Consider the following 23616-nt stretch of genomic DNA (forward strand, 5'->3'; position numbering starts at 1 on the left):
CCGGCCCGCACGCCGCAGAATCGGGCCATGAATCTGCGACAGATCGAAGCCTTCCGGGCCGTGATGGTCACCGGGTCCGTCAGCGGGGCGGCGCGCCTGCTCCACGTGTCCGTGCCCGCCATCAGCCGGCTGCTGTCGCACACCGAGGGCCGGCTGGGCTTCGCGCTGTTCGAGCGCGTCAAGGGGCGGCTGCATCCCACGGCCGAGGCCCGGCGGCTGTACCTGGAGGTCGAGCAGGTCTATGGCGGCGTGCAGCGCATCGGCAGCCTGACGCGGGAGCTCGCGGTGCGGCGCCGGGGCCTGGTGAGCATCCTGTCGAGCCCCAGCCTCGGGCAGATGATCGTGCCGCTGGCGATCGCCCAGCTGCGGACGACGCTGCCGGACCTGCAGGTGCATTTCCATTGCCTGAACCACGACGCGCTGAAGGAACGCATCCTGCAGCAGCGGGCCGACCTGGGCATTTCCACCTTCCCGGTCGATCATCCGAACCTCACCACCCGTCCTCTCGCGGCTGCCCGGCTGCTGTGCATCTGCCCGCGCAGCCACCCCCTGGCCGCGTACGAGGAGGTCGGCACGGAGGAGCTGCTGCCGCACGAGCTCATCGGCTATCCGCACGACTCGCCGCTGGGGCTGCGCATCGACCAGATGTTCGCGGCCGGCGATGCGGCGCCGCGCTTCAACGTCGAGGTCACCTCGCCCCACTACGCCTGCGCCCTGGTGCATGCGGGCGCGGGGGCCGCGCTGGTGGACGAGTATTCGCTCCAGGGCTGGCTGGAGTCTCGCTTCAAGGTGATTCCGGTACGCGGCGCGCAGCCCATCCTGGCCGACCTGGTCCACCTCCAGTCCGAGCCGCTGTCCCCTGCCGCCCAAGCCCTGCTGCACGCCCTGCACAGCGTGCTGCTGCAGTGCGGGCTGGCGCTGCCTTTCCCGGACGACGGCGCGACCGGCTGAGTTCCGCCGCGCAGGACAGGCGGGGACGCACCACGGTGGAGTGCGGGACGGGTTTTCCGCCCCCTGCCGGTGCAGGGCCCGCCCGTGCGCACCGCGGGGATGCGAAGGCTTAACACCCGGTTAAACCTGCGCGACAAAGCGTCATTCGACGCACCGGACACCGCTTCGAATAATCGATTGCATCACCCCGCTGCAACGAAGAGAAGAAGGTTTCCATGACATCGCGCCCCGCCCCTGCCCGCCGTTTCCTCGACCTGGCCGTCGCCCAGATGGGCCCCGTCCACCTGGCCGACAGCCGGCCCTCGGTGGTGGCGCGCCTGGTCGCGATGCTGCGCGAGGCGCACGGCCGCGGCGCGCGGTTCGTGGTGTTTCCCGAACTGGCGCTGACCACGTTCTTCCCGCGCTATTGGATGCCGGAAGCGGAGGCGCAGGAGCGCTTCTTCGAGCGCAGCCTGCCGGGCCCGCAGACGCAGCCGCTGTTCGACGAGGCGCGCCGGCTCGGCGTCGGCTTCTACCTCGGCTATGCGGAGCTGACCGCCGAAGGCCGCGGCTTCAATTCGGCGGTGATCGTGGGGCAGGACGGCGCCATCCGCGGCCACTACCGCAAGATCCACCTGCCCGGCCATGCGGACCACAAGCCCGAGGCGCCCTTCCAGCACCTGGAGAAGAAATTCTTCGAGGTCGGCGACCTGGGCTTCCGCGCCTTCGACACCGACGGCGTGCGCATGGGCATGTGCCTGTGCAACGACCGCCGCTGGCCCGAGACCTACCGCGTGATGGCGCTGCAGGGCGCCGAGGTCGTGGTGCTCGGCTACAACACGCCCTCGGTCAACATCCACTGGGACGAACCGGCCCACCTGCGCACCACCACGCACCTGATCTCGCTGCAGGCCAACGCCTACCAGAACGGCATCTGGGTGGCTGCGGCCGCCAAGTGCGGCACGGAGGACGGGCACCACATGATCGGCAGCTCGGTCATCGTCGCGCCCAGCGGCGAGATCGTCGCGCGCACCACCAGCGAAGAGGACGAGGTGATCTGCGTGCGCGCCGACCTGTCGCTCGGCGAGCACTTCCGCGAGCACGTCTTCAACTTCGCGAAGCACCGCCGCCCAGAGCACTACCGCCTGATCGTCGAGCGCACCGGCGCGGGCAATCCGCTGCCCTGAGCCTGTCCCCACCCCCCATCCCCATTCCCCTGAGAAAGCTCCACCATGATCCACCGCATGCTGTCCCGCTCCCTCGCGCTCCTGGCCTCGGCCGCCTGCCTGTCGGCAGCCTCCCTGCCGGCGCAGGCCGCATGGCCCGAGAAGCCCATCACCTTCGTCGTGCCATCGGCCGCCGGCGGCTCGCCCGACGTGCTGTCGCGCATCGTGACCAACGAACTCTCGAAGTCGCTCGGCGTGCCGGTGGTGATCGACAACCGGCCCGGCGCCGCCGGCAACATCGGGATCATGCAGATCAGGAGCCGGCCGGCGGACGGCTACACCATCGGCTACGGCAACGTGAACACGCTGGCCGTGAACCGCACCCTGTTCAGGAAACTGCCCTACGACGTGGACCGCGACCTGGTGCCGGTGGCCCATGCCTTCGACCTCTACAACGTGCTGATCGTGCCCAGGGAATCACCCATCCAGGACGTGGCCGGCCTGATCGCCGCGGCGCGCAAGGCACCGGGCAAGCTGTCGTTCGGCGCGCCCGGCGTGGGCACCACCGGGCACATGGGTGGAGAGCTGTTCCGCAGCATGGCGGGCATCGACGTGCTCTTCGTGCCCTATAACGGCGGCCCGGCCGCGCTGCAGGACCTGATGGGCGGGCGCATCGACTACCTGTTCGCCAACTCGTCCGAAGTCGGCCCGCTCGTGGCCGCGGGCAAGGTGCGCGCGCTGGCCGTGAGCAGCGCGAAGCGGATCGCCCTGCTGCCCAACGTGCCCACGCTGGACGAATCCGGCGTGAAGGGCTACGAGACCGTGGCCTGGGGCGGCGTGGTCGCGCCGCACGGCACACCGCCCGAGATCATCGCCAAACTGAACGCCGCGATCAACGCCGCGCTGGCCACGCCCGCCGTGCGCGAAGGGCTGGCCAAGCTCGGGGCCGTGCCGGCCGGCGGCACGCCCGCCGACTTCCAGCGCACCATCGACCGCGAGACAAAGCGCTGGGGCGAACTGATCGAGCGCAACAAGATCGAGAAGCTCGACTGATGGTCGGGCCCGCCACCACCCCGGGCACCGCCGCAGCAGCCCCGGACGCGCGCCTGCTGCTGCGCGGCGGCCTGCTCATCGACGGCAGCGGCGCGGCACCGCGGCCCGCCGACCTGCTGGTCGAAGGCGAGACGATCGCTGCCGTGCTGGAGCCGGGCATCGGCGCGGCCGGCGCGCATGTGGTCATCGACATCGCCGGACGCGTGGTCGCGCCGGGCTTCATCGACTCCCACACCCACGACGACGGCTACCTGCTGGCCCATCCGGAAATGGTGCCCAAGGTTTCGCAGGGCGTGACCACGGTGGTGACGGGCAACTGCGGCATCAGCCTCGCGCCCGTGCCGCCCGGCCGCGCCCTGCCCCAGCCGCTCGACCTGCTCGGCCCCCCCGATCTGTTCCGCTATCCCGACTTCCCTGCGTGGATGCAGGCGCTGCGCGAGGCCCCTGCCGCGGTCAACGTGATTCCCCTGGTGGGCCACGCCAGCCTGCGCGTGAGCGCGATGGACGACCTGCAGCGACCGGCCACGCCGGAAGAATCCGTCCGCATGGCGCGCCTGCTGGAAGAGGCGCTGGAAGCCGGCGCCTTTGGCCTGTCCACGGGCACGTTCTATCCGCCCGCGCAGCACGCCACCACGCAGGAGATCATCGACATCGGCGAGGCCATGCGCGGCCGCGCCGGCATGGTGTATGCCACCCACCTGCGCGATGAGTCCGACCGCATCGACGAAGCGATCGAGGAAGCCCTGGACATCGGCCGCGCGCTCGGCGCCCGCGTCGTGTTCTCGCACCACAAGCTGGCGGGCGAGCGCAACCACGGCCGCTCGGTGGAGACGCTCGCGCGCATCGACCGGGCCGGCCTGCTGCAGCCCGTGTGCCTCGATTGCCACCCGTATCCCGCGACCTCTACCATGCTGCGCCTGGACCGTGTGCGGCTCGCGCGCCGCACGCTCATCGCCTGGTCGCGCGGCGAGCCGTCCGCCCAGGGCCGCGACTATGCGGACCTGCAGCGCGAATGGGGCCTGGACGACGACGCCATGCTGCAGCGGCTCGCGCCCGCGGGCGCGATCTATTTCCTGATGGACGAGCGCGACGTTGAGCGCATCCTCGCGCACCCGCGCACCATGGTGGGCTCCGACGGCCTGCCCTTCGATCCGCATCCCCACCCGCGCCAGTGGGGCACCTTCACGCGGGTGCTCTCGCGGCTGGTGCGCAACCAGGGCCTGCTGACGCTCGAAGCGGCCATACACAAGATGACCGGACTGGCCGCGGAGAACTATGGCCTGGCCGAGCGGGGGCTGCTGCGCGCCGGCTGGAAGGCAGATTTCGTGGTGTTCGATCCGGTGCAGGTGCAGGACGTGGCGACCTTCGACCGGCCCGTGCAGGCGAGCCGCGGCATCAAGGGCGTGTGGGTCAACGGCCGGCAGGTATGGGATGGCCGGAAGCCGACGGGCCTGCGGCCGGGCCGGGTACTGGAGCGCTGACAAAAAAGGGCCGCCCATGGGCGGCCCTTTCACCATTCGGGGCAAGCCCCGCGGCTTCACTTCTTGTCGCCGCCCGGCACGGTGCCTTCCACGCCCTTGACGTAGAAGTTGATGCCCGAGAGGAACTTGTCGTCGGCGACCACGTCCTTGGCGAGCAGTTCCTTGCCGTCCTGGCCGAGAATCGGGCCCTTCCAGATCGCGAATGAACCGTCCTTCAGGCCGGCCTTGACCTGGTCCACCTTGGCCTTGGTCTCGGCAGGCACGTCGTCGGCGATGGAGACGAGGTCGATCGCGCCTTCCTTCACGCCCCACCAGCTCTGGCCGGTGGCCCACTTGCCTTCCAGCACGTCGCGCGTGGCCTTGACGTAGTACGGGCCCCAGTTGATGACGGCCGAGCCCAGGTGGGCCTTGGGACCGTAGGCGGTCATGTCGGAATCCCAGCCGAAGGCGCGCTTGCCCTTTTCCTGGGCGGTCTTGAGCACGGCGGGCGAATCGGTGTTCTGGAACAGCACGTCGGCCCCGCCGTTGATCAGCGAGGTGGCGGCTTCGGTTTCCTTGGGCGGGCTGAACCATTCGTTCACCCACACCACCTTGGTCTTGATCTTCGGGTTGACCGACTGCGCGCCCAGCGTGAAGCTGTTGATGTTGCGGATCACCTCGGGGATCGGCACCGAGCCGACCACGCCCAGCGTGTTGGTCTTGGTCATGGCGCCCGCGATCACGCCGGCCATGTAGGCGCCTTCGTAGGTGCGGCTGTCGTAGGTGCGCACGTTGGGCGCGGTCTTGTAGCCGGTGGCGTGCTCGAACTTCACATCCGGGAAGTCGGGGGCGATCTTCTGGATCGTCTCCATGTAGCCGAAGGTGGTGCCAAAGATCAGCTTGTTGCCCTGGCCGGCCATGTCGCGCAGCACGCGCTCGGCGTCGGCCGATTCGGGCACGCTCTCGACGAAGCTGGTGACGACCTTGTCGCCGAATTCCTTCTCGATGGCCTTGCGGCCGTTGTCGTGCGCGAACGACCAGCCGCCGTCGCCCACCGGGCCGACGTAGGCGAACGCGATCTTCAGCGGCTCGGCCTTGGCCGCGGGGGCCGAGGCGGCGGGCGCGGGTGCGGGCGTGGATGCCGGTGCCGGCTCGTCCTTCTTGCCGCAGCCCGCGAGCGCGGCGGCGGCCAGGGCGGAAAGCGCGGCGGCCTTCATCAGCGAGCGCTTGTGCAGATCGGTCATGTCGAATGTCCTTCCAGGGGAAACAGGTGAGAGAAGAAATCGGAAACGTTTGGAAACGGCAATGATGGCACGGCGCGCCGCCCCGGTCAGCCCCCGGGGTGGAACGGCTTGCCCAGCGAGGCCGGCATGTTCGCGCGGATCCAGGCCGGATTGCGCGAGATCAGCGCCAGCACCACGATGGTCGCCACGTAGGGCAGCATGCTCAGGAGCTGGCTGGCCACCTGCACGCCCGTGGCCTGCAGGTGGAACTGCAGCATCGTCACGCCGCCGAACAGGTAGGCACCAAGCAACACCCGTGCCGGGCGCCAGGTGGCGAAGGTGGTGAGCGCCAGCGCAATCCAGCCGCGGCCGGCCACCATGCCCTCGACCCAGAGCGGCGTATAGACCGTGGAGATGTAGGCCCCCGAAAGGCCGCACAGCGCGCCGCCCGCCACCACCGCCGCGAGGCGGATGCGCCGCACCGGATAGCCCAGCGCATGGGCCGATTCGGGCGATTCGCCCACGGAGCGCAGTACCAGCCCCGCGCGCGAGCGGTAGAGGAACCAGGCGAGGCCCGCGGTGAGCGCCATCGCGCCGTACACCAGCGGGTGCTGGCGGAACAGCGCCGGCCCGACGAGCGGCAGGTCACCCAGCAACGGCAGCGCGTATTGCGGCAAGGTGGGCAGCTTGGCCTGCACGTACTGGATGCCCGCGAAGGCCGAGAAGCCCGCGCCGAACAGGCTGAGCGCCAGGCCCGTGGCGTACTGGTTGGTATTGAGCCAGATGACCAGCACGCCGAACACCGCGGCGAGCAATGCCCCGGCCCCCATGCCGGCCGCGAAGCCCGCCCACGTGCTGCCGGTGTGCACGGCGGTGGCGAAGCCCGCGATGGCCGCGCAGAGCATGATGCCCTCGGCGCCGAGGTTGACGATGCCCGCCTTCTCGTTGATGAGCAGCCCGAGCGCGGCGAGCGCCAGCACGGTGCCAGCGCTGAGCGTGGAGCCCAGGAGCAGTGCGTACGCTTCCATCACGCGGCTCCCTTCCGGGCCGGCGCACCGACCCAGCGCACGCGGTAGGCGATCAGCGTGTCGCAGGCCAGCAGCGTGAACAGCAGCAGGCCCTGGAACACGCCCGTGAGCGATTTCGGCAGCCCGAGGCGCGACTGCGCGAGTTCGCCACCGATGTAGAACATGCTCATGAGCAGCGCGGAAAACACCATGCCCACGGGATGCAGCCGCCCCACGAAGGCCACGATGATGGCCGCGAAGCCGTAGCCCGCCGGCACGTAGGGGGTGAGCTGGCCCAGGGGTCCGGCCACTTCCAGCGCGCCCGCCAGGCCGGCCGCGCCGCCGGAGACCAGCAGCGCCGTCCACAGCGCGCGGCGCGACGAGAAGCCGGCATAGCGCGCGGCGGCCGGGGCGAGCCCGCCCACCTGCTGGGCGAAGCCGGCCCGCGTGCGGAACAGGAACACCCACAGCGCCGCCGCGGCGGCCAGCGCGATCGGCAGGCCGATGGTCACGCGCGAGCCCTGCATCAGGCGCGGTATCTGCGTCACCCGCTCGAAGGTGCGCGTCTGCGGGAAGTTGTAGCCCATCGGGTCCTTCCAGGGGCCATAGACGAGGTAGCCCAGCACCAGCGTGGCCACATAGACCAGCATCAGGCTGACCAGGATCTCGTTGGCATTGAAGCGGTCGCGCAGCAGCGCGGTGATGCCGGCCCAGCACATGCCGCCCAGCACGCCGGCCACCAGGATGGCCGGCACGATCCACGGCCCGGTGGTCTTGTCCGCCAGCAGCGCGATGCCGCCGGCGGCCACGGCGCCGATGACGAACTGGCCTTCCGCGCCGATGTTCCACACGTTGGAGCGGAAGCACACGGCCAGCCCCAGCGCGATCAGCAGCAGCGGCGTGGCCTTGACCATCAGCTCGCCGATCGCATATTGCGTCTTGATCGGCTCCCAGAAGAACACCTGGAGGCCGCGCACCGGATCCTTGCCCAGGGCGGCGAACAGCAGGACGCCGATCAGCACGGTGAAGGCCAGCGCGAGCAGCGGCGAGCCATAGGTCCACAGGCGCGAGGCCTGCGGACGCGGTTCAAGCTTGAGCATGCACGCCCTCCGGATGGTCTTCGCTTGCCCGGCGGCCCAGGTGCGCCTGCACGTCGGCATTCCACAGGCCGCTCATCCACTCGCCGATGCGCTCCACCGTGGCGTCGGCCCGGTCGATCGAGGGCGACAGATGCCCCTTGGCGATCACGTGCAGGCGGTCGGAGATCTCGAACAGCTCGTCCAGCTCCTCGCTCAGCACCAGCACCGCGCATCCCGCGTCGCGCAGCGCCAGGATCTCGCCGCGGATCTGCGCGGCCGCGCCCACGTCCACGCCCCAGGTGGGCTGCGAGACGATCAAGAGCTTCGGGCCGGCGTCGATCTCGCGGCCCACGATGAATTTCTGCAGGTTGCCGCCGGAGAGCGACTTCGCCGCCGCCTGCGGGCCGCCGGCCTTCACCTGGAAGCGCTCGATGATGCGGCGCGCCTGCGCGGCCAGCGCTCCGGTGCGCACCCAGCCGCCCGCGCCCACGCAATCGGACCGCGTGAGCAGCAGGTTGTCCGCCAGGCCCATGGTGGGCACGGCGCCGCGGCCCAGGCGCTCCTCGGGCACGAAATGCAGGCCCAGCGCACGGCGCGCGCGCGGGCCCATCCGGCCGGCCGGGCGGCCCGCCACGCGCACCATGGCGGGTGCGGCACGCGTGTCCTCGCCCGAGAGCGCGTAGAGCAGTTCCTTCTGGCCGTTGCCCGACACGCCCGCGATGCCGACGACCTCGCCGGCCCGCACGGCAAAGCCGACGTCGATCAGCTCCACCCCGAACGGATCGCCGCGCTGCAGGCAGAGGCCTTCGACTTCCAGCACGGCGTCGCCCGTGCGCGCGGGCCGGTGCTGCAGGGCCGGCGGCTCCGCGCCGATCATGAGCCGCGACAGCGAGGCATTCGATTCTTCCAACGGGTTGCACACGCCCGTCACCTTGCCGCCGCGCAGCACCGTGCACGCCGTGCACAGCGCGCGGATCTCGTGCAGCTTGTGGCTGATGTAGAGGATGCTGCAGCCCTCGGCGCTCAGCTGGCGCAGCACCACGAAGAGCTTTTCCACCGCCTGGGGCGTGAGCACCGACGTGGGCTCGTCCAGGATCAGCAGGCGCGGCGAGGTGAGCAGCGCGCGGATGATCTCCACCCGCTGCATCTCGCCCACCGACAGGGTGTGCACCGGCCGCAGCGGATCGATGTCCAGCCCGTACTGCGCCGCGGTGCCCTCGATGCGACGCGTGACCTCGGCCAGCGCCAGTCCCTTGTCCAGCCCCAGCCAGACGTTCTCGGCCACCGTGAGGGTGTCGAACAGGCTGAAATGCTGGAACACCATCGCGATGCCCAGCTGCCGCGCCTCCTGCGGATTGCGGATGGACACGGGCCGGCCGTCGAACCACACCGCGCCCTCGTCGGGCTTGACCGATCCGTAGATGATCTTCATCAGCGTGGACTTGCCGGCACCGTTCTCGCCGAGCACCGCATGCACCTCGCCGGGCTGCACGGTGAGCGACACGCCGCTGTTGGCCACCACGGCCGGGTAGCGCTTGGTGATGCCCGACAGCTGCAGGCGCGGCGGCGCACCGGCGTCAGCTGGCGGGGAGGGGGGAGCATTCATGCGGACGATTGTCTCTTGGATTGAATTGGGCGGCGCAGAAAGAAGAGCGCCCGACAGGACCATGCAAGCCCCGTGCCGTGCCGGTGCGCGGAATGCCGACCCGGCGCCCTCTATCATCCGAAGAGTTCCTGCGGCCTACATCCGGCCTTCCACCGACGACACCATGGTTCTCTCTCCGTACCGCGGTGCGCTGCTGCACCGCTTCGTCCTGTGCTCGGCCCTGTACGCCGCTGCCGTCCATGCAGGCCCCGCCCCGGACCTGACCCCTGCCCAGGCAGACCAGCGCCGCACGGAAGCCCGCCCCTACCCCCACGCGCTCGGCCCGGTCCAGGGCATCCGGATCCGCAGCACGCGCTACTTCGATGCCGACAACCGGCCCTGCGCCGCACCGCGCCCGAAGTCCCGCACGATCACGGCCCGCCACGTGCGGACGTTCCTGCGCAAGGCCGTGCCGGTGTCGCAGATCGACGTGATGAACTATTACGGCGCCTTCGGCGAATGCATGAGCGACTGGGTGGACGTATCGTTCGCGGATGGGCGGCGCGTGCGGATGACCTTCGCGGCAGACAGCGGCGTGGCCTACCTCGCGCCGCTGGTGGACGGGAAGGAGGGCGAGGTGTATTTCTACGTCTGCGAGGACTGCGGCCGCTAGCGGGAGTGCGGGTGCTGGCATCGAATTTGCGGTGGCAGGCGGCGCCGGGACCGGTTACGCTTCCAATCCATGGCCTCCATGCCTCCGTCTGGTTCCTGGACGCCGGCGCCCGCCCCAGAAAGCCCCGCGAATGACCGTTGCCTCCCGACCGATCCGCTTCCTCCGCCGTGGCCAGCCCGTGACGCTGGCCCATGTGCCGCCCGACCGCACGCTGCTGGAAGTGCTGCGCGAGGACCTGGGCGACTGCGGCACCAAGGAGGGCTGCGGCGAGGGCGACTGCGGCGCATGCACCGTGGTGCTGGGCTCCGAAGAAGGGGGCCGGCTGCGCCTGCGGGCCGTGAACAGCTGCATCCGGCTCGCGCACGCAATCGACGGCATGGCGCTGTGGACGGTGGAAGACCTCGCGCAGGATCCGCTCATCCAGCGCGGCGCGCCCGCCGATGCGAGGGAGGCCGGCGCGCCCGCGCCGCTGCATCCCGCGCAGGAAGCCATGGTGCAGTGCCACGGATCGCAGTGCGGCTTCTGCACGCCGGGCTTCGTGATGAGCCTGTTCGGCATGTACCAGAACCATGTCTGCCAGGGCCGCGCCGTCACGCGCGAAATGGCCGTGGCGGAGCTTTCGGGCAACCTGTGCCGCTGCACCGGCTACCGCCCGATCCTGGACGCCGCCGGGCGGATGGCCGAACTGCCGGCCCAGCCGGTGGACGAAGGCGCGGTGCTGGAGCGGCTGCGGGAACTGCAGGCCCCGATGGCGGCACCCCAGGACGGCGCGCCCGGCTATCTGGCGCCGGAGACGCTCGCCGGACTGCTGGCCGCACGTGCCGCGCATCCGGACGCGCAAATCGTCGCCGGCACCACCGACGTGGGCCTGTGGATCACCAAGCAGCACCGCCGCTTCGAGCGCGTGCTGGACGTCACCCGTGCCGGGGAACTGCGGCGCATCCATACCGCGGGCGGCCATCTTTCCATCGGCGCGGCGGCCACGCTGGACGACGCCTTCGCCGCGCTGGCCGCGCACTGGCCGGCGCTGCGGCGCTTCGCCGAGCGCTTCGCCGGGCTGCCGGTGCGCAATGCGGGCACGCTGGGCGGCAACGTCGCCAACGGCTCGCCCATCGGCGATTCGATGCCGGTGCTGATCGCGCTCGGCGCGCGCATCGTGCTGGCCAGCGTGCGCGGTGAGCGCAGCCTGCCGCTGGAAGACTTCTACACGGGCTACCGCCGCAACCTGCTGGCGCCGGACGAGATCGTCGCGCGCATCGACATTCCCCTGCCCGCGCCGGGCGACCGGCTGGCCGCCTACAAGGTGTCCAAGCGCTTCGACGACGACATCTCCGCCGTCTGCCTGGCCGTGCTGCTCACGGTGCGCCATGGTGCGGTGCAATCGGCCCGCATCGGTGCGGGCGGCGTGGCGGCGGTGCCGGCGCGCGCACGCGGCGCCGAGGCTGCGCTCACTGGCCAGCCCTGGAGCGAAGCCGCTGCGCTGCGCGCGGGCGAGGCCCTGCAGGCGGAGTTCACCCCCATTTCCGACATGCGCGCCAGCGGTGCCTACCGGCGCGCCGTGCTAGCCTCGCTGATGCGGCGCTGCTGGCTGGAGAGCCCGGAACGCCCCGCAGGAACCGAGGCGCTGCCCGTGTCGCTCGAACAGCTCGTGCCGGTGGCACCGGCGCAGGCGGAGGAACAGGCATGAACCGCCGCGACGACACCCTGCCCACCAGCACCGCCCCCGAAGGGCCCCTGAGCCGCGACGCGGACGCGGACCCGGTGGCCGCACGCGCCGATGCGGAAGGTGCGGCCGGCCCGATGGCCGGTGAAGCCCCACCGCCCGGCCTGGACGGCACGCCCCGCAGCGCACGCCGCGCCGTGGGAGCCTCTTCCATCCACGAGAGCGCCCGCGCCCAGGTGGCGGGCGCGGCGCAGTACATCGACGACCTGCCCGAATGGAAGGGCACGCTGCACGCGGCGCCCATCCTCTCGCCCGTGGCGCACGGCCGCCTGCGCGGCGTGGATGCCGCGGCGGCCCGAGCCCTGGCCGGCGTGCGCGACATCGTGCTGGCGGCCGACGTGCCGGGCGACCCGGTGCTCGCCGCCTTCGCGCACGACGAGCCGGTGTTCGCGCAGGACACGGTGCAGTTCGCCGGCCAGGTGGTGGGCCTCGTGCTGGCCGATACCGTGGCGCAGGCGCGCCGCGCCGCGCGGCTGGTCCAGCTGGATATCGAGGAACTGCCGCCGGTGCTCTCGGTGCACGAGGCGCTGGCGCAGGAAAGCTACGTGCTGCCGCCCGTCACCGTGCGCCGCGGCGATGCGGCCTCCGCCCTGGCCGCGGCGGCGCACCGCCTGCAGGGCACGCTCGAAGTGGGCGGCCAGGAGCATTTCTACCTCGAAGGCCAGATCGCCTACGTCCTGCCGCAGGAACAGGGCCAGTGGCAGGTGCATTCGAGCACCCAGCACCCGGGCGAGGTGCAGCACTGGGTCGCGCATGCGCTGGGCATCGACAGCCACCGCGTCACCGTGTCCTGCCGCCGCATGGGTGGCGGCTTCGGCGGCAAGGAGACGCAGGCCGGGCACCTGGCCGTGTGGGCCGCCGTGGCCGCGCGCAAGGCCAGGCGCCCCGTGAAGCTGCGGCTGGACCGCGACGACGACTTCATGGTCACGGGCAAGCGCCATCCCTTCGCCTACGACTGGGACGTGGGCTTCGACGGCACCGGGCGCATCCAGGGCCTGCGCCTGCGCATGGCCGTGAACTGCGGCTTCTCGGCCGACCTCTCCGGCCCCGTGGCCGACCGCGCGGTCTTCCATTGCGACAACGCGTACTTCCTCGAGAACGTGGAGATCGCCTCCTACCGCTGCAGGACCCATCTCCAGAGCCACACGGCCTTCCGCGGCTTCGGCGGGCCGCAGGGGGTGATCGCCATCGAGACCATCCTCGGCGACATCGCGCGCGCGCTCAGGCTGGATCCGCTGGACGTGCGCATGGCCAACCTCTACGGGCTGGAGAACCGCAACGTCACGCACTACCAGATGGCCGTGGAGGACAACGTCCTGCACGACCTGCTCCCCCGGCTGGAGCAGTCCTCGCAGTACCGCGGGCGGCGCGGGGCCGTGGCGGCCTGGAACGCCCGCCACCCGACGCTCAAGCGCGGCCTCGCCGTCACGCCGGTGAAGTTCGGCATCAGCTTCACGGCCACGCTCTTCAACCAGGCCGGCGCGCTGGTGCATGTCTATACCGACGGCAGCGTGCAGGTGAACCACGGCGGCACCGAGATGGGCCAGGGCCTGCACACCAAGGTGGCGCAGATCGTGGCCGACGAACTGGGCGTGCCGCTCGACCGGGTGCTGGTCACCGCAAGCGACACCAGCAAGGTGCCCAACGCCAGCGCCACCGCGGCGTCGAGCGGCACCGACCTCAATGGCCGTGCGGCGCAGTTCGCCGCGCGCCACGTGCGCGACAACCTCGCCGCCTTCGTCGCGGGGCTGGACCACTGCGGCGCGGGCGCGGTGCATTTCGAGAACGGCCGGATCACCTCGCCGAAGCGCTCGCATGCATGGCGCGACGTGGTGCAGGCCGCCTACGCCAACCGCATCCAGCTCTGGAGCGACGGCTTCTACCGCACGCCCAAAATCCACTACGACAAGACGACGCTCACCGGGCGCCCGTTCTACTACTTCGCCTACGGCGCGGCCTGCACCGAGGTGGCGATCGACACGCTCACCGGAGAGAGCCGCGTGCTCGCCGTGGACATCCTCCACGACGCGGGCCGCAGCATCAACCCCGCCATCGACATCGGCCAGATCGAGGGTGGCTTCGTGCAGGGCATGGGCTGGCTCACCACCGAGCAGCTCGTCTGGGACGGCCGGGGCCGGCTCGCGACGCACGCACCCAGCACCTACAAGATCCCCGCCACGGGCGACATCCCGACCCATTTCCGGGTGGACCTGTGGCACGAAGCCAACCGCGAGGACAACGTGGGCGGTAGCAAGGCCGTGGGCGAGCCGCCCTTCATGCTGGCCGTGAGCGTCTATGAAGCGCTGCGGGATGCGGTGGCCGCAGCACGCGCGCAGGCACCGAAGGGCACCTCGGCGGACAGCCCCGTGCACCTGGTGTCGCCGGCCACGGCCGAGAACGTGCTGCGCGCGCTGGGCGGCGTGGCGGACTGACCGGGCGCCATCCCTCAGGGCGCCGCCGGGCCGGCGCGCTGTAAGGAACGCAACTGCCAGGCCCGAGCCTCCGCCTCCCGGCCGTGGATCTGCAGATACCTGCCATAGGTCCGCTGCGCCGCGCTTTCGCCCCGCTCCGCGCGCTCGCGCACCTGCATCAGGCACAGGCCGTGCAGCGTGGCTGCCTCCTGCCGGGGGCAGGTGCGGGCGCTGTCGATCCACCACCAGCCCGTCCATGCCCCGAACACCGACAGGAAGGTGAGCAGGAACTTCGCGCCACTGCCGCGCCGCAGCCACCACGCCGCCATCGCCTGCGTCCCCTGCCCTGCTGCCATGTCAGCGCTCCAGCGCATCCAGCTCGCGCGACAGCGCATCCAGGTCCGCCTGGCGCACCGGCATGAATTCGCTGAGCATGTCGGCGATGGGCGGTGGATGGGCGACATCCTGCGCGCACAGCGCCAGGTTCGACCGGATGGCGCGCCGCGTCGCCGGAGCGACGCGGTGGCCGGTGTCCCGGGCTGCACGCAGGTAGTGCCCCAGCGAAAGATAGGCGCACTGCGTGAGCAGCGGAATCTGCGCCGCGGCCTTGTCCAGGTCGAACGCGCCGCAGCGCTGGTGGGTGTAGAGCTGCAGCAGCCGCAGGTGGGCATCGGGGCTGTCCGACGCCACGCGCTGCATGATGGCTTCGACCGTGCGCGCCTCGAAGCCGGGTATGCGGTCGCAGTAGCCGATCATGTTGTCGTGCAGCTCAACCCCTTTCCTGGCGCCGTGCATGGCGCGAAGCTGCCAGCCGTTCCCCTCCTGCTTCCGGTCTTCCCCTTCGAGATAATTGCCGTAGATCCATTGGGCCAGCACCTCGCCCTGCTCGGCACTGTCACGGATCTGGATCAGGCAAATGCCACGCAACGTGAATTCGTCCTGGCGATCACAACGCGCGCTGTCGGCCCACCACCATGCCGTCCAGGCGCCTGCCAGCATGAACAAGGCCAGGAGCAGTTTGGCAGCCAGGGAAGACTTCTTCCACCAGAGGAATATCTTCATGGTTTTTTCATCAACACATCTGCCAGCGGACCTTTGACGAGTTCGCCACCGTCACGTGGAGAGGTCCGGGTGATGGCAATCGGCTTCCCATCCGGCCCCCAGGTACGCCAGCGCCCGGGACGGAACAGATCCGGGAAAGGCAGTCCAGCCAGTACGCCCGGCAGCTTCTCGAAAGCGCCCTGACCGATCGCCGTGCCCCCCATTGCGTAGTTCCAGGTGGTCGTGGTCGGGGCTGTGACGAATGTACGCAGTGCCACTGCCAGGGAGCTCGAAATACCGTCCGAGTCAGCGCCAGCATTGCATGCATCGATCATGATGGGCTGCCCATGCCATATTCCGCTGCGGTGGATGAGATCCACGATGATTCCCTGCCGCGTTACCCCTTGAAGGCTGTTCGACCGTGCGTGGGCAAAAATGTAAACGTATCCGGGAACGCCTCTTTCTCTAAGGCCGGACAGGTACAGAGCCTTGTCCGAAGGCTGGATCAGGATGATTTTTCTCCGCACCCGGTCCACGGTCGCGATTTTCTTCACGATGGTCTTGGAAGCATCCAGACTCTGAAAAACCAGCTTGGGCAACCCCTTCCCCGGCCCATGCTGGATACGCCCCTCCTCGACGGGCTCTGCAGGCTCCTCCCGAAGCCAGTACGCAAGCGACATTCTTTGGATTCCTCCCTGTGGCGCACGCCGCGGCAGCGGTGCTGCCGGCTCCCTGCCGGCGCCATCACGGGCGCCCGGCGTGCGGCACGCACTATGCCCGACGGAGCCGCCGTTGCCGATGCCGCAGCCGCCCGCGTTCCGAAGAACAGAATGTTGCCACAGCCGTCATGGACAAGACGGCCACTCCGCGGTAGTGCTCGGGAGGCCCCGCTGACGCGCCCCGGTCAGGCCTGCACGTTGCCGTCCGCCGGGGTGCTCTCGTGCGGGTGTTCGGGCCGCAGCCACCGCACCTCGACGCGGTTGCGGCCCGCGCGCTTGGCCTCGTAGCAGGCCATGTCGGCCGCGTGCAGCACGGTGGGCACGTCGTAGGCGTCCCCATCCAGCGGCACGAGCCCGATGCTCACGCCCAGCGTGTACGTGCGGCCGGCATAGGCCGGCTCCCAGGCATGCACGGCCGCGCAGAGCTGGGTGGCGATCGCCACGCCGCGCGGCAGGGCGCAGCCGGGCAGCACCACCGCGAATTCGTCACCGCCCAGCCGGGCGGCCCACCCCACGTGCCGCACCTGCGTCTCGATGAGCCGGCCCACGTGGCGCAGCACGTCGTCGCCTGCGTCGTGCCCGGCGATCGCATTCACCACCGTGAAATGGTCGAGATCGAGAAACAGCAGCACGCCCTCTTCTGGTGCAGCAGCGGGCACCACGGCGTCCGCGTGGCCTTCGGGGTCCTGCAGCGAATCCAGAGGCAATGCACCATTCCGAACCACCGGACGCACCACCATGGAGAGTTTCGCACGACCCGCCAGCAGGGCGTGCAGGCGCTGCTGGAACGCTTCGCGGTTGGCGAGCTGCGTGAGGGGATCGTGCCCCGCGGGCCAGTCCTGTTGCCGCCGCGCCTCGCGCGCCGCTGTCAGGTCCTCCAGCATCCACACGGTACCGCCGCCTTCCGCCACGGCGCCGTCGCGCACGGCCCGGCCGAGCACCCGCGCCCAAACCGCGCCGCCGTCCTTGCGGACGAAGCAGACATCGCCGTCGAAGGCGCCGTGCGCGGCGAACTCGGCACGCACGCGCCGGCCCACTTCGGCATAGGCTGCATCGCTGGCATAGAGCAGCCGCGCGGGCTGACCCTGCAGTTCATGCGGTTCGTAGCCGAGCAGGCGGCAGGCCTCCAGCCCGACGACCATCACGTGCCCGGCGCGGGTGATGACGATGCCGGCGGGCGCATGGTCCAGCACGGCCTGGAACTGGTCCTGCAGCACGCCCGCCCGGTGCTGCGCCAGGCGGCAGTCGTCCACCAGCGCGCGGCAGACCTGCGCGAGGGCGTCCACCTCGCCTGCGCCGGACGGCCAGGGGGCGTCGTCGGCGATGCCGGCGGGACGGGCGCGCGCCACGCGGCGGCACAGCCGTGCCAGGGGCTGGGCCAGCACGGCGATGGCGATGGCCGCGAGCAGCGCCGCGCAGGCCGTGGCGGCCGCGGCACGCACCAGCCCGCGCTGGCCGCCGCCGGCCAGCAGGTCCAGGTCCGAGGCGCGTGCGTCGCTCACACGCGCCACCAGCCACTGGGGCAGCGGCACGCCCGCCACGCTCACGAGCTGCCCGCCCACCACCTCCGAGAATCCGCGCCCCGCGACCGCCGCCTGTCCGCCCTGCAGCGCCCGCTCGTACACCTGCGACAGCCCCGCCTCGTTGCGCACCAGCCCGAGCACGCGGGCCGTATCCGGGTGCGCGAGGATGGCGCCGTCGCGCGAGAAGACCACCAGCGTCGAACCGGCCCGTGCCGGCAGCGCCATCGACGGCGGCAGCAGGCCCTGCGACTGCAGCCGCAGCGTGCCGGCGAGCGCGCCCTGCACCCCGCCGTCCTCGGCCGCGCGCAGTGGCAGGCTGAACATGATGCGCGCGTCGGCAGGACCGTTGCCGATCACGCCGGACACGAGCGGCTTGCCCTCCAGCAAGGTGCGCCGCAGTTGGTCGCGCTCGGCGGGATCCAGCTGCGCGCCGGGGTGCAGCCGCCCGTTCTGCCAGTACAGGCCGAGGCTGCCGTCCTGCCGCGCGATCTGCAGGGCATCGAAGAAACGCGCCGCGGGCAGCCCCTGTCCGAGCAGGGCGTCGAGCGCGCCCGGCGAATCGGGCAGCGGCGTGGGAATGCTCTCGGCCAGCGCGGCCAGCACGCGCTGGTTCTGCTCGATCTTGCTGGACAGCAGCAGCGCTATCGCCTCGACCTCGTCGGTCTGCCGCTCCATCAGGCGCTCCAGCGCCTCGTGCTGCGCGGAGCGCGCCACCAGCCAGGCAGTCAGCCCTCCGGCCAGCAGCACGGCAGCCACGGCGGCGGCGATCATGCGCAGCACCAGCGGGCCGGGCATGTGCCAGTGCGCCTCGCGCCCGTCGTGCACCGTGGCGAAGGCACGCAGGCGCCCGCGCCCGGCCGCCGCAGGCGGAGCGGGCGGCGCGCTCATGCGCGCCCCACGTTCTGCGCGGGAATCGGCCGGGAACAGCGGGGGCGGGACATGCGGAGCGGTCGGTTCGTTGCAGGGATGCACACCCGGGACAGGCCGGGCCCTTGCAAACGAATATACGCAGCGCTCCGCCGGACGGCTTTGGGTAGAACCCCGGGGGGCGACCCCGGGAGAACCCCGATGGCGCCCCGGCTTCAGGCCTCGGCAGGCTGGAGCGCGGGCCGCTGCTCCCGGTCCCCGATCTCGTAGAAGAGCTTGTGCACCGTCTCGTTGAACGGGGCATCTTTCAGCCGGGCCTGGATCATCGCGTGCAGCGAATCGGACGAGGCCCCCGCATCGTTGCGCACGGCGGCCTGCAGCAGGCTGCGCAGGTAGGCCTCCAGTTCCCGCGCACGGCTGTAGGGCAGCGGGCTGCGCGGCTCCTGCAGGAACGCCACCAGGTCGCGCACGCCGACGTCGAGCAGGCGGTCGATGTCCCAGCCCGCCGGCCGCTGCGCATCTTCCAGGACGGAAAAGGGATTGCCCTGGTAAGGCGCCGTGCGCAGGCCCAGTTCCGCAGCGATCATCGCTGCGACCAGGGGCGCCATGAGCACGCCGTTGCGGTAGGTGCCGGTCGCGATGTAGAGATCCGGCAGCCGGGTCCTGCCCACCAGGGGCCGCTTGAACGCGGCGATGGGCCGGAAGCCCACGCGGATCTGCTCGATGCGGCTCGTGCGGATGTCCGTGTTGATCTGGTGGATGGCCTCGTCGAACAGGCCGTGCAGCTCGCCGGGCTGCACCTTGGCCTCGGCGTCCTCGTCCACGCCCGTGAAATTGGTGGCGCCGACATACAGGGTGCCGGTACCGGGCCGGGGCACCAGATGGATCCCGCAGGCGAAGGTGCGGTTGGGAGTCCGGATGGTGTGGGCCACCGCCGGCGCTTCGCTGATGAGGCAGGAAACGCCCTTGCCGAAGCTCAGGGCCGGCAGCGCGGCGTCCTCCGCCAGCCCCGGGGGCAGGCACTCGAGCGAGCGGGAGCCGCTGGCCAGGACCACGGCATCCACCTGCTGCACGCTGCCGTCCGAGAGCGTTGCCTTCCAGGCTCGCCCCTCGGGGCGCACCTCCCGCACGCGCGCATCGAGGTGCCGGTAGCGCGGACGCCGCGAGAGCACTGCCGCCATCGCGTCGAGCAATTCACCGGAATGCACCGCATGCTCGTTCCTCAGGTAGAGGCACAGGGCCGGCGCGTGGACCGGGCTGGGCTTCAGGCCGGGGACGTCGCCAGGCTCGATCCACCCGGCAGGCTCGCCGCGGAGAGCGGCCTCCGCGTGCATGCGGCGGATGCCGTCGCGGTCCCGCGCCCCGAGGTTGTTCGCGATGATCACCGTGCCCTCGACCTGGGAGACGGGAACGGCCGCCTCCTCCCGCAGGCGCTCCAGCCACTGCGGGTAGTAGCGCTGCGCGGCCAGCCGGAAGTCGAACTCCTCCATCTCCTCGGGGCCGTCGTCGGCGGACATTTCACCGAAGGCGCCGAGCATCGCTCCGGCAGCGCGGGAAGCGGAAAGCGCATCGCCCTCGCGCGGGTAGGCGTGGACCACGTTCGCTCCACTGCCGTTCAGTTCCATCGCGGTGGCCAGGCCCACCACGCCGCCGCCGATCACCAGAATGTTCTTCATGCCGTCTTTCATGCGTTGGACTCCCATGTTCATGCCGCCTGCCCCGCCTCGGCGGGGGACGGCTTGCGGTAGGCGAATACCCCGTCGAAGTTGCGCGCCAGATGGGCGCCCATCGTGACGGGCGCATAGCGCGCGGGCTTCGTTTCCGTGACGAACTGCGCCATCGGCTCGACCACGCAGTCGTGGTCGGGGTCGAAGAAGAAGTTGAGCGAATGGCGCACGTTTCCGGACACGTTCACAACGCGGTGGGGCGTCGCGCGCCAGTGGTCGTTCGTCCAGATGCCCGTCACGTTGCCGAGCAGGCAGAGGAAGGTGCCCGGCACGCGCGGCACGCGGGTCCACCGGCCAGCCGGGTCGCAGACTTCGAGGCCTTCCTCGTCCATCTGCCAGATCACCGTGACGATGCCGTAGTCGGTGTGCTCGCCGCAGCCGATCGCCTGTGAATGGCCGCCCGCGGGCTGCTGCGGATAGCGCGCGGCGCGCAATTGCGCGAGCGGCTTGAGCGTGCGCTCGGCGAAGTAGGTGTTGGACAGGCCGAGCGCGATCGCGAACAGCTCGCTGATGTCGCCGCACATCGCGAGCCACTCGCGGTAGAGCCACGACAGCGTGGGCCGCAGCAGCGGCTGCGCCGCCGGCCAGGCATTGGGCCCGTGGAAGAACTTCCCGGCGCGCACGTCGGGATCGTCGGGGCCCAGTTCCATCGCCATGTCGAAGGCTTCCTTGATGTCCTGGACGGTGCTGCCATAGGCGGTTTCCTCGCCAGGGGGCACGTATCCGCGGTGGTAGCGCGACCGCGACAGCTCGATGGACATTTTCTCTGCCCGGGGCAGATCGAAGAACGCCTGCACGGCCTCCTGCGCGGAGTGCAGCAGGTCGTCGGGAATGCCGTGCTCCTCGACGCAGAAGTAACCGAATTGGCGGCATACCCCGCCGAGTGCGAGCGCCAGTTCCCGCTTCTTCACTGCATCGCGCGAGCGCAGCGCGGCCAGGCTGACGATGGGAATGCGCTGGCCGGGCCCGGTGTACCGGACGCAGGGCGAATCCATTATTGAAATATTCAGTTCTGCCGGAATATTCATTTTCGCCTCTCCCATATTCCTTCGCAGTGGATGGGGACTGCCTGGAAGGCAGGCGGGGCGTGGTGCGGCCATTCCCTCACGGGAGAAATCGAATGGATTTTCATCGGCAGTCCGGTGGTTGATAACGCGGCCATTATCGGCAGCACCACCACGGAAAGCCCGGGCGTTCATAAAATTACAATAACCCGAATTAAATAATCAGATGAAAATAAATAATCCGGAATACGGTTCCATTGTCCCTCTGCCATGCGGCTGGACGGGTCGCACGGGCGGCCAGCGCTGAAACAGGCATGGCGGCCCACGAGCCGTCCGCCCAGGGGCCCCGGATGCCGGACGCCGCAGGGCGCTCAGCCGCCCGCCACCATCTGCAGTTGGCCCGGCTGCGGCAGGACGAGCACGTTGCCCGTGCCGGCGATGAGGCCGTGCTCGCGCAGGTGCCGCAGCACCCGTGAGAAGGTTTCCGGCGCGATGCCGAGTTGCGCGGCGATGAGGCGCTTGCGCTGGCTGAGGGTGACGCGCAGCGCGCCGCCGTCGCCGGGCTCGGCGTGGCGCAGCAGCCATTGGGCGCAGCGGGCTTCCGCGTCCTGCGCGAGGCGGCTCACGGCCAGTTCGGTCTGCTGCAGGTAGCCTGCGGCCATGTCGCGCACCAGGCGCTGCACCGCGTCCGGCAGCAGCGCCACCTCGTCGCGGAACGCCTCCAGGGGCACGCGGCGCAGTTGCACCCGCGAATCCGCCACCATGTCCACGGGGCAGGGCTGGCCGAGCAGGGCCGACGCGGCATCGAGCCAGAAGGGCCCGTCCACCGCACCGAGCTGGTGCCGGAGCTGACCCTCCTCGCGCACCGCGAAGACCACGCGGCCACTATCGAGGTGCAGCACCGAAGCGGACTGCTGGCGGCGCTGGCGCAGCACCTGGCCTGCAGCGGCCACCTCGAACGGCACGGAAGGATCGGTGGAAGGGATGGGGAACATGGAGCGCACTGTGGCGCGCCAGCGTCCCGGGCGTGTTGAGCGAGGTCAAATGCGCCGCGCGCGATGCGGGACGGCGCACCCTGCCCGCGCCGCATGTGCCCGGCCGTGCGGGAAGGGAAGTGCCCATCTTGCCGGCACGGTAATTGCTGGTTACAAACGGCCACCGCCGGAGCGGGCATTCCACGGTTGCCGTGGTGCGTTCTCCGGGTGCACGGCGTCACGATACGCCCTGCTCCGGTGCATCCATCCGATTTCCTTTCTCTTTGTGTTTGTCTTTGTCGTTGTGGACAGGAGCCTTATGAAAAAAAACCTGATCGCGCTGAGCGCCGCGCTGTTGTGCGCCGCCGGTGCCCACGCCCAGAGTTCGGTCCAGCTCACCGGACTGTCTGACATCTACGCGGGCTCCATGAAGATGGCCGGCGACGCCAACCGCCGCTCGGTGGTCAACAGCGGCGGCCTGACCACCTCGTGGTTCGGCTTCAAGGGCACGGAAGACCTGGGCGGCGGCCTGACGGCCAGCTTCCAGCTGACGTCGTTCCTGCAGACCGACACCGGCACGCAGGGCCGCTTCACGGGCGACACCTTCTTCTCCCGCGATGCCAACGTCAGCCTGTCGGGCAACTTCGGCTCCGTGCTGCTGGGCAGGTGGATGGCGCCCAACTTCCTGCCGTCCGTGGTGGGCAATCCGCTGGGCGACTCGTTCAACTTCTCGCCGCTGATCCTGCACATGAACGTGCCCCTGTTCAACGGCACGGGCTGGGCCTCTACGACGCCCGCCGACACGGGCTGGAGCAACCAGATCGTCTACAGCACACCGAAGATCGGCGGCTTCTCCGCGAACATCCAGTACCAGTTCGGCGAGCAGGCGGGCAACAACGGCCGCAAGAACGTGGGCGCGAACTTCTTCTACTTCGGCGGCCCGCTCACGCTGACCGGCTTCTACGAGCGCGACCAGATCGCCAATCCCGGCCAGGGCGCCTACCTGGGCACGACCAAGAAGGACTGGATGCTGCTGGGCGCCTACGACTTCCAGGTGGTCAAGCCCTTCCTGAGCTATGGCGAGGCCAAGGCGGACAACACCGACAACAAGGCCAAGACCATGCAGATCGGCGCCTCCATCCCCACCGGCCCGTCGGGCAAGGTGCTGGTCGAGTGGGTGAAGACCGAGATGACGCAGACCGACATCGACCGCAAGACCTTCACCGTCGGCTACGACTACTTCCTGTCGAAGCGCACCGACGTCTATGCGATGCTGATGAACGACCGCATCACCGCACAGACCAAGGGCAACAGCTTCGGCGTCGGCATCCGCCACCGGTTCTGACGCGAGTCCCCTTCTCCAGGGCGAAGAGCGCGGGAATCGCTTCCCGCGCTCTTTTTTTTACGCCCCCGGATCGTCAGATCTTGCGCGAGAGATCCCACATGGCATC

General features: G+C 70.2%; 19 protein-coding genes. 8 read left to right on the plus strand and 11 right to left on the minus strand.

Annotated elements, in window-relative coordinates; genetic code table 11:
- Positions 1-27 precede the first annotated feature (27 nt).
- The 4 genes from BLR05_RS01375 to BLR05_RS01390 all read left to right on the plus strand — a co-directional run bounded on the left by BLR05_RS01375 (position 28) and on the right by BLR05_RS01390 (position 4630).
- Positions 28-951, plus strand: coding sequence for a LysR family transcriptional regulator (locus BLR05_RS01375; RefSeq protein WP_092831903.1), 924 nt, complete (start codon positions 28-30; stop codon positions 949-951).
- A 215-nt stretch (positions 952-1166) separates the two neighbouring features.
- Positions 1167-2117 (plus strand): N-carbamoyl-D-amino-acid hydrolase, encoded by a 951-nt coding sequence (locus tag BLR05_RS01380; protein WP_092831904.1) that lies wholly within the window; start codon positions 1167-1169, stop codon positions 2115-2117.
- Between the two features lie 45 nt (positions 2118-2162).
- Positions 2163-3149: a Bug family tripartite tricarboxylate transporter substrate binding protein gene (locus tag BLR05_RS01385; RefSeq protein ID WP_092831905.1), complete on the plus strand. Its 987-nt coding sequence runs from the start codon at positions 2163-2165 to the stop codon at positions 3147-3149.
- Entirely contained in the window at positions 3149-4630 is a 1482-nt protein-coding gene (locus BLR05_RS01390) for an N-acyl-D-amino-acid deacylase family protein (RefSeq protein WP_092831906.1), read from the plus strand. The genes BLR05_RS01385 and BLR05_RS01390 overlap by 1 nt, the downstream gene beginning before the upstream one ends.
- 56 nt (positions 4631-4686) lie before the next feature.
- On the opposite strand, the gene BLR05_RS01395 is transcribed toward BLR05_RS01390, so the two are convergent.
- The 4 genes from BLR05_RS01395 to BLR05_RS01410 all read right to left on the minus strand — a co-directional run bounded on the left by BLR05_RS01395 (position 4687) and on the right by BLR05_RS01410 (position 9524).
- A complete protein-coding gene (locus tag BLR05_RS01395; RefSeq protein WP_092831907.1) occupies positions 4687-5853 on the minus strand; it encodes a BMP family ABC transporter substrate-binding protein in 1167 nt (388 codons plus the stop codon).
- An 86-nt stretch (positions 5854-5939) separates the two neighbouring features.
- Positions 5940-6860: an ABC transporter permease gene (locus BLR05_RS01400; protein WP_092831908.1), complete on the minus strand. Its 921-nt coding sequence runs from the start codon at positions 6858-6860 to the stop codon at positions 5940-5942.
- A complete protein-coding gene (locus BLR05_RS01405) occupies positions 6860-7939 on the minus strand; it encodes an ABC transporter permease (protein ID WP_092831909.1) in 1080 nt (359 codons plus the stop codon). Before BLR05_RS01405 ends, BLR05_RS01400 begins: the two co-directional genes overlap by 1 nt.
- On the minus strand, positions 7926-9524 hold the full coding sequence (locus tag BLR05_RS01410; protein ID WP_092831910.1) for an ABC transporter ATP-binding protein: 1599 nt from the start codon (positions 9522-9524) through the stop codon (positions 7926-7928). The genes BLR05_RS01405 and BLR05_RS01410 overlap by 14 nt, the downstream gene beginning before the upstream one ends.
- A 163-nt stretch (positions 9525-9687) precedes the next feature.
- On the opposite strand from BLR05_RS01410, the gene BLR05_RS01415 reads away from it, so the two are divergent.
- From BLR05_RS01415 to xdhB, 3 genes are all read left to right on the plus strand, one after another.
- Entirely contained in the window at positions 9688-10176 is a 489-nt protein-coding gene (locus tag BLR05_RS01415) for a hypothetical protein (protein WP_092831911.1), read from the plus strand.
- A 130-nt stretch (positions 10177-10306) separates the two neighbouring features.
- Positions 10307-11863: a xanthine dehydrogenase small subunit gene (xdhA, locus tag BLR05_RS01420; protein WP_092831912.1), complete on the plus strand. Its 1557-nt coding sequence runs from the start codon at positions 10307-10309 to the stop codon at positions 11861-11863.
- Complete coding sequence (gene xdhB, locus BLR05_RS01425; protein WP_092831913.1) at positions 11860-14331, plus strand: xanthine dehydrogenase molybdopterin binding subunit; 2472 nt, start codon at positions 11860-11862, stop codon at positions 14329-14331. The genes xdhA and xdhB overlap by 4 nt, the downstream gene beginning before the upstream one ends.
- A gap of 14 nt (positions 14332-14345) precedes the next feature.
- Here xdhB and BLR05_RS01430 read toward each other — a convergent pair whose 3' ends face one another.
- The 7 genes from BLR05_RS01430 to BLR05_RS01460 form a co-directional block, all read right to left on the minus strand.
- A complete protein-coding gene (locus BLR05_RS01430) occupies positions 14346-14666 on the minus strand; it encodes a hypothetical protein (RefSeq protein WP_225979152.1) in 321 nt (106 codons plus the stop codon).
- Between the two features lies 1 nt (position 14667).
- On the minus strand, positions 14668-15372 hold the full coding sequence (locus tag BLR05_RS01435) for a hypothetical protein (protein ID WP_092831914.1): 705 nt from the start codon (positions 15370-15372) through the stop codon (positions 14668-14670).
- Positions 15369-16031, minus strand: a complete 663-nt coding sequence (locus BLR05_RS01440; RefSeq protein WP_092831915.1) for a DUF8616 domain-containing protein — start codon at positions 16029-16031, stop codon at positions 15369-15371. Before BLR05_RS01440 ends, BLR05_RS01435 begins: the two co-directional genes overlap by 4 nt.
- A 224-nt stretch (positions 16032-16255) precedes the next feature.
- Positions 16256-18481, minus strand: coding sequence for a sensor domain-containing diguanylate cyclase (locus BLR05_RS01445; protein ID WP_092831916.1), 2226 nt, complete (start codon positions 18479-18481; stop codon positions 16256-16258).
- A 194-nt stretch (positions 18482-18675) separates the two neighbouring features.
- Positions 18676-20136, minus strand: a complete 1461-nt coding sequence (locus tag BLR05_RS01450; RefSeq protein ID WP_167361165.1) for an NAD(P)/FAD-dependent oxidoreductase — start codon at positions 20134-20136, stop codon at positions 18676-18678.
- A 29-nt stretch (positions 20137-20165) separates the two neighbouring features.
- Positions 20166-21182: an isopenicillin N synthase family dioxygenase gene (locus BLR05_RS01455; RefSeq protein ID WP_092831918.1), complete on the minus strand. Its 1017-nt coding sequence runs from the start codon at positions 21180-21182 to the stop codon at positions 20166-20168.
- A gap of 380 nt (positions 21183-21562) precedes the next feature.
- The gene (locus BLR05_RS01460) at positions 21563-22186 is read right to left on the minus strand and encodes a Crp/Fnr family transcriptional regulator (protein ID WP_092831919.1); all 624 of its coding nucleotides are present in this window, start codon (positions 22184-22186) and stop codon (positions 21563-21565) included.
- Between the two features lie 298 nt (positions 22187-22484).
- Here BLR05_RS01460 and BLR05_RS01465 point away from each other — a divergent pair, with 298 nt between their 5' ends.
- Positions 22485-23510: a porin gene (locus BLR05_RS01465; protein WP_092831920.1), complete on the plus strand. Its 1026-nt coding sequence runs from the start codon at positions 22485-22487 to the stop codon at positions 23508-23510.
- Positions 23511-23616 lie beyond the last annotated feature (106 nt).

Origin of the sequence: Paracidovorax cattleyae, assembly GCF_900104515.1 — a bacterium.
In the GTDB taxonomy this organism is placed as follows: Bacteria; Pseudomonadota; Gammaproteobacteria; order Burkholderiales; family Burkholderiaceae_C; genus Paracidovorax; species Paracidovorax cattleyae.